The organism is Variovorax sp. 20P10.2.4, from assembly GCF_058244205.1.
In genome coordinates this window covers 1-5,842 of the sequence record NZ_JBZAYE010000472.1, presented here as the reverse complement: position 1 = coordinate 5,842, position 5,842 = coordinate 1, and the positions used below count along the sequence as shown (strand labels likewise).

8 protein-coding genes and 1 pseudogene are annotated in these 5,842 nt (G+C 67.9%); all 9 read right to left on the bottom strand.

Translation table 11 applies throughout. The annotated features are described in order from the left end of the window. On the bottom strand, positions 1–199 hold a 199-nt coding region (locus AC27VN_RS30575; RefSeq protein ID WP_490878984.1), incomplete at its 3' end, for a hypothetical protein. 16 nt (positions 200–215) lie between these two features. Next, the gene (locus AC27VN_RS30570; RefSeq protein WP_490878983.1) at positions 216–1,502 is read right to left on the bottom strand and encodes an acyl-CoA dehydrogenase family protein; all 1,287 of its coding nucleotides are present in this window, start codon (positions 1,500–1,502) and stop codon (positions 216–218) included. Between the two features lie 71 nt (positions 1,503–1,573). Beyond that, positions 1,574–2,167, bottom strand: coding sequence for a phosphatase PAP2 family protein (locus AC27VN_RS30565; protein WP_490878982.1), 594 nt, complete (start codon positions 2,165–2,167; stop codon positions 1,574–1,576). Positions 2,168–2,346: 179 nt separating this feature from the next. Continuing rightward, a complete protein-coding gene (locus tag AC27VN_RS30560) occupies positions 2,347–2,742 on the bottom strand; it encodes a hypothetical protein (RefSeq protein ID WP_490878981.1) in 396 nt (131 codons plus the stop codon). Positions 2,743–3,240: 498 nt separating this feature from the next. Further along, positions 3,241–3,456, bottom strand: a complete 216-nt coding sequence (locus AC27VN_RS30555; RefSeq protein WP_093341953.1) for a hypothetical protein — start codon at positions 3,454–3,456, stop codon at positions 3,241–3,243. Positions 3,457–3,617: 161 nt separating this feature from the next. Further along, positions 3,618–4,283: an ankyrin repeat domain-containing protein gene (locus AC27VN_RS30550; RefSeq protein ID WP_093341954.1), complete on the bottom strand. Its 666-nt coding sequence runs from the start codon at positions 4,281–4,283 to the stop codon at positions 3,618–3,620. Then, complete coding sequence (locus tag AC27VN_RS30545; RefSeq protein WP_490878980.1) at positions 4,283–5,089, bottom strand: TatD family hydrolase; 807 nt, start codon at positions 5,087–5,089, stop codon at positions 4,283–4,285. Before AC27VN_RS30545 ends, AC27VN_RS30550 begins: the two co-directional genes overlap by 1 nt. A gap of 73 nt (positions 5,090–5,162) precedes the next feature. Next, complete coding sequence (locus AC27VN_RS30540; protein WP_398493721.1) at positions 5,163–5,588, bottom strand: PilZ domain-containing protein; 426 nt, start codon at positions 5,586–5,588, stop codon at positions 5,163–5,165. After that, positions 5,585–5,842: pseudogene (locus tag AC27VN_RS30535) on the bottom strand (DNA polymerase III subunit delta'); the annotation flags it as partial. The gene AC27VN_RS30540 and the pseudogene AC27VN_RS30535, both read right to left, overlap by 4 nt.

The following is a 5,842-nucleotide window of genomic DNA, read 5'->3' as shown; positions in this document are numbered from 1 at the left end:
TCAGCACGCCGGACACGTCGAGTGCGTGATCGGCCGAGGTCATGCCTGGGCGCTCCCGATGGCAGGTTGATCGTCGAAGAGGGTCATGGGAATTGCTCCGCCGGAGGATGAAGAAGGGAAGGGCGAGTGTTGGCGCTGCACCCGCCCCGGCCAACGAATGAATGCACGCATGGATATGCGGATTCATCGGCTGCGGCATGTCGCCGCCGGGGCTTTCAGGACGAGACGTTCGCGCCCACGGCCCAGTAGAAGGTGGGCCGGGCGCCGTTGAGCAGGTGGTCGCCGACCACGCGGCCCTTGTAGATGGTCGGGTTGTGCGAGGCCAGCGTGCGCGCGTTGCGCCAGTGGCGGTCGAGCCGGATGTCCTCCTGCAGCGCCGAGGCGCCACCGACATCGAACAGCCGCGTGCCGGCCTGCAGCACCGCGTCGACGATGCCGGCCTGCGCCTTGGCGGTCTCGAGCTCGACCTGGAACAGCAACTGATCGGGGATCGCTTCGCCGCGCTGGCGCAGGCGGTCGATCTCGCCCAGCGTGCGCGCCACCGCCTGCACCGTCGAACTCGCGACGAAGGCCGTGCTGGCGAGCTGGCCGACGACCTGCTGCACCAGCGGGTCCTCGCGCGGCGTGCTGCCGCTGCCATGGCTGTAGACGCGCTTGCGCGGCTGCACGAAGTCGACCGCGTCGCGCACGATCGCGCGCGCGATGCCGGCCAGGGTGGCGAGGTGCGTGAGCTGGAACTGCGCGGTCAGCGGCGTCGGCTGGTCGCGCACGTAGAGCAGCACGTGCGCCGGATCGACGCGCACGTTGCGAAAGCGCGTGGTGCCCGAGGCGCTCAGTCGCTGGCCGAAGCCGCGCCAGTCGTCGACGCGCTCCACGCCCGGTGCCTCGGAGGGCACCAGCGCGATCACGCGGTCGTTGCTGCCGTCGTCGTTGTGGCGCTGCGCCGAGACCGCGATCCATTCGGCGTAGAGCGTGCCGGTGCTGTAGTACTTGTCGCCCTCGAGGCGCCAGCCGTCGCCGTCGCGGCGCAGCGTGGTCTGCATCTGGCCGAGCGGGCCTTCGCCGAGTTCGGTGGTGGCGTTGCCGAAGATCACGCCGTCGGCCGCGAGCCGCAGCCAGGGGCCGTGCAGCGCGGGATCGATCTCGGCGAACAGGCGCTCGATGAAGCCGAAGTGGGCGCGCAGGATCTGCGGCAGGTTGGAGTCGGCCTCGCCGAGCTCGATCAGCAGGTCGAAGAACTGCTCGACCGAGGCGCCGAGCCCGCCTTGGGCCACCGGCACGCGCAGCGCGCCGAAGCCGGCCTGGGCCAGCCAGGCCACGGCCTCATGGGCCAGCAGGCGTTCGTTCTCGCGCTGCACCGCGCCTTCGGCGATGCGCGCGAAGATCGGGCGGAAGCGGTCGGCAAGCTGGTCGTAGGACGGCGGTTGCGGGGCCCGCGGCGGCACGGCCACGGGCGACGGGTTGCCGGGCGCGGTGCGCGGCGGATGCGTGAGGGATTCCATGGGGCAACGACTTTGCAGCCGTGCCCTTCGATTGGGAAATGCGCTTTTCGAGTTTTCTTATGCCGCGCGGCTCAGGCGCGCGGCCTCGGCATCGTCGGCCAGCGCTTCCCCGCCAGGCCCGGTATGCGGGCAGCGAGTTGCTGTGCCCCGAGTTCCAGCATCCACCAGGCAGCGCCGAGCAGGCCCGCCATGAGCGCGCCGAACATCATCCCGACGGCGATGTCGAGCGGGAAATGCACGCCCACGTGGATGCGCGCCCAGCCCGTGGCGGCCGCCACCGCGAACAGCGCGATGCCCGGTGCGCGCAGCGCCGGCCGTGCGAGGAAGGCGAAAGCCACCATGAACATCACCGAGGCATGCGTGCTCGGCAGCGCGGCGCTGGCGCCGTGCGGGATGTAGGCCGGCACCAGGCCCAGGATGAAGGGCCGCGGCATGTTGATGCGCGCTGCGATCTCCTGGCACAGCATGGCGGTGAGCCCGGCGCCCGCGAGCATGAAGAGGACATAGGCCCGATGGCCGGGCCGACGCCAGGCAGCGGCGCCGATCACGGCGGTGGAGAGCCAGGGACCGCCGAGCGCGAGCCCGACCGCGATCGCCAGCACCCAGGGCGTGGGATGGGTGCCGGCGGCGAGCCACTGCAGCAGATCGAGATGGAATGCGTTCATGCAGCCTCCCGGAACGAACGGGATGGGGCAAAGACAGTGCGCGGGCAGGCACGAGCGGCGCGGCAAGGACGCGGACGGGCGAAGGACATGGAGGAGGCCTCGTGGGCGAAGTGAAGCGGCCCTGCCGCAGGGGCGTCAGGGAAGCGATGGAGGCGGCGCGCTCGCGCCGTCGGAATGGATCAGGCGAAGGACGGCGGTGCCGTGGTCGGTGGCAGCCGCAGCCAGGGGCGGGGCAGGGGAGGCGCCCCACTCCGCGCGCCGATGCGCCGCGGCGGTTCGTGGCGCGCACCGGTCAGGCCGGTCGCCACGACGATGGTCAACGGCAGCAGCGCGAGCACGATGCCCATGAAGCCATCGAAGGCCGCGCTCAGGGCATTGACCATGACCGTGCAGCAGGACGCCTGCGCGAACATGGTGGTTTCGAGGCTTTTCGCATGGCCGGCGCGCTCGTCGGGTTCGAAGCGCACGGTCTCGCCGGCATTGCGCACCTTGAGGCCGGGTTCGTCCTCGAGGCCGTCGCTGTGGAAATGCGCCGAGATGAACGGGTGCAGCAGCACCAGCCAAAGACCGATCACGCACCCGATGCATCGGTGCGCGTCGATCCATCGGCGAAGCCTGGCCAGCAGCATGCGGCGGATGCTAGGCGGCAAATATGAACAGAATATGAGTACTCGCCGAATTCATGCGGATTCGAGGGCCTCCCGAAGGCCCCGAACTATCGGCGCCGTCCGACACGGACGTTCATCACGAAGACTCAGCATGCCGGTGTCCCGAGCGACTCCTCCTCCCTGGCTTGGGGCACCTACCGTGACAGCTGTAGGTTCTTGAGCGCCCGGCCTTCGTGCCGGGCGCCTTTTCTTTTGCGGGTTCGACGGGCTTCGTGGGGATGGGGCAGTGGGGGCCTCTTCAGGCCGCATTTCCGCAATCACGCGTCACAACGGTCTTGCTTCGCTTGGCCACCATTCGGCCGAACAATAAGATCATTTATTTTACATAATGCACATTGTGCTGATTATCTGGGGAGGCAGGCAGGCGGAGATTCGTGGCGCCCAGTCCAGGCCGCGCGCGAAACCTCAATCCCGCGTGTTCGCCCCGCCATCCGCAACCAAATCCGATTGCCGGATCTGCCGGCGCCGACGCAGCGCCTCGCTCATGCCATCGCGCACGCCCGCCTTGATGACCAGATACAGGAGCCAGCCCACGAGCGTGCCGGCGATTAGAAGTGCTGCGAGCAACGACATCTGCCATGCCAGGGCGCCGCCGCCGAGCTGTTGGATGGTGACTTGCATGGATGTTTCGGGCGAAAAAAAGGGCTTCATCGAAGCCCTCATTCTGTTCGCGCCTGTTTCCAAAAAATACAAACCCCATCGGTTTCTCATCTGATGGAGCATGAAATAAGTCACGAATAACGATCGTCAACAGCAAAAACTAATACTTTATTAACCAATACCTACCATTTACCGTCCTTCGGCACCGGCTTCGCCGCGGACGTCGCGGCGATCAGCGCCGCCGCTTCCGATCGATTGGCGCGGTTGGCGAAATCGACCGCGGTCATGCCCAGCTGGTTCTTCATCGTGACGTCCGCGCCCTCGGCCAGCAGCAGCTTCACCGCGTCGGTCGAGCCATACATCGCGGCCATCATCAGCGGCGTGGTGCCGTTGGGCGATTGCGCGTCGATGAAGGCGAAGTTGTCGAGCAGCTGCTTCATGATCGCCAGGTGCCCGCCGGTGGCCGCATAGTGCAGCGGCGTCCAGCCGGGCTTGTTGATGTCGGCATCGCGTTTGATGAGCTGGGTGACCAGGTCCTGCTGGCCCTTGATGGCCGCGAGCATCAACGGGCTCTCGTCCTTGGCGTTGCGCAACTCGACGTTGGTCTGCGGCGACTCGAGCAGCACCTGGATCACCTTCGGCGACGGCTCGCGCAGCGCGATCAGAAGACCCGTCTGGCCCCGCTCGTCGCGCGTGTTGGGGTCGAAGCCGCGTTGCAGCAGGCTGCGGACACCGCTCGGATTGTCGGCGCGCACGGCCCGGAAGAAGTCCTCAAAAGAACCTGCATGCGCGGAGAAAACTGCTGCAAAAGCAGACAGATAAACGAGTTTCTTGAAGTTTTTCTTCATCATTGTCGAACCCCCTTGAACAGTGTCTCGAAGTTGTCGCTGGTCGCCTGGGCCACGGCCTCGACCGGCAACTGCCGCAGCTCGGCGATCTGCCGCGCCACGTACGGCACGTAGGCCGGCGTGTTGGTCTTGCCCCGGTACGGCACCGGGGCCAGGTACGGGCTGTCGGTCTCGATCAGCATGCGATCGAGCGGCACGAAGGCCGCCACGTCACGCAGATCCTGCGCCTTCTTGAAGGTCAGGATGCCCGAGAAGGATATGTAGAAGCCGAGGTCCAGCGCGGCGCGCGCCACCTCGGCGGTTTCGGTGAAGCAGTGGAACACGCCGCCGGCCGCGCCCGCGGAGCCGTCCTCGCCCTCCTCCTTGAGGATCGCGATGGTGTCGGCCGAAGCTTCGCGCGTGTGGATCACGAGCGGCTTGCCGGTCTGCCGGGCGGCCCGGATGTGCACGCGAAAGCGCTCGCGCTGCCATTCGAGGTCGGCGATGCTGCGTCCACCCTTGCGTTCTTCCATCTGGTAGTAGTCGAGGCCGGTCTCGCCGATCGCCACCACGCGCGGCCGCGCGGCCAGGCGCACGAGGTCGTCGACGCTGGGCTCTAGCGTGTCCTCGGTGTCCGGATGCACGCCCACGCTGGCCCAGAAGTTGTCGTAGCGCGCGGCCAATGCCTGCACCTCGTCGAACTCCTCGAGCCGGGTGCAGATGCACAGGGCCCGGTCGACCTGGGCGGCGGCCATGGCGGCGCGCACCGTGTCCATCTGGTCGGCGAATTCGGGAAAGGTCAGGTGGCAGTGGGAGTCGGTGAACATCGCCAGGAATCTGAGGAAACGAAGGGAGCCGGAAAACTGGCGAGCGCAAGGGGCGGCCGGGCCGCCCCGGATGTCAGATCGTCTGCGTCGGCCGGTCGGAAGCCATCGAGCCGCCCAGCGCGGCCTCGATGCGGGCCTTGAGCTGGCGCGATTTCTCGTCGGACGGAAAGCGGATGCCCACGCCGGGCGCCCGGCTGCCGGCCGCGCGCGCCGGCGTGATCCAGGCGACCTTGCCGGCCACCGGGTAGCGCTGCGGGTCTTCGGGCAGGGTCAGCAGCACGTAGACGTCGTCGCCGAGCCGGTATTCGCGCGAGGTCGGAATGAAGATGCCGCCCTCGGAGAACAGCGGGATGTAGGCCGCGTAGAGCGCGCCCTTCTCCTTGATGGCGAGCTGGATGACGCTCGGCCGGTGCGGCGTGGCGCCACCCGCGGCGGCGGCTGCTGCTGCTGCGGCAGCGGTGGCTGCGGAATTGGCGGAGGGGGCTGCGGGTTGGTTCATGGGCGGCGAGCGGCTGAGTTGAGGGTGCTGCGCGCTTCGCTCACGAGCGCTTCCAGCATGAGTCCTGCATTGAACGGATGTTCCGCGGTCCGGGCCGACGCGGCCAGCGATTTCGACCAGCGCGCCAGCGCGAGCCGCGACGGCGCGGCCGGCAGGTCGCCGGGTTCGAAGAAGCGCGGCGCGGCGCCATTGCCGATGGCCATCAGGTCGTGGCAGAGCTTCTGCAAGGCACCGACCGCCTGCGCCGGCGCCTG

Coding starts and splice junctions, on each gene's coding strand:
- AC27VN_RS30565 (WP_490878982.1), bottom strand. CDS start 2,167: ATGAACGCATTCCATCTCGATCTGCTGCAGTGGCTCGCCGCCGGCACC.
- AC27VN_RS30540 (WP_398493721.1), bottom strand. CDS start 5,588: ATGAACCAACCCGCAGCCCCCTCCGCCAATTCCGCAGCCACCGCTGCC.
- AC27VN_RS30545 (WP_490878980.1), bottom strand. CDS start 5,089: ATGTTCACCGACTCCCACTGCCACCTGACCTTTCCCGAATTCGCCGAC.
- AC27VN_RS30550 (WP_093341954.1), bottom strand. CDS start 4,283: ATGAAGAAAAACTTCAAGAAACTCGTTTATCTGTCTGCTTTTGCAGCA.
- AC27VN_RS30570 (WP_490878983.1), bottom strand. CDS start 1,502: ATGGAATCCCTCACGCATCCGCCGCGCACCGCGCCCGGCAACCCGTCG.
- AC27VN_RS30555 (WP_093341953.1), bottom strand. CDS start 3,456: ATGCAAGTCACCATCCAACAGCTCGGCGGCGGCGCCCTGGCATGGCAG.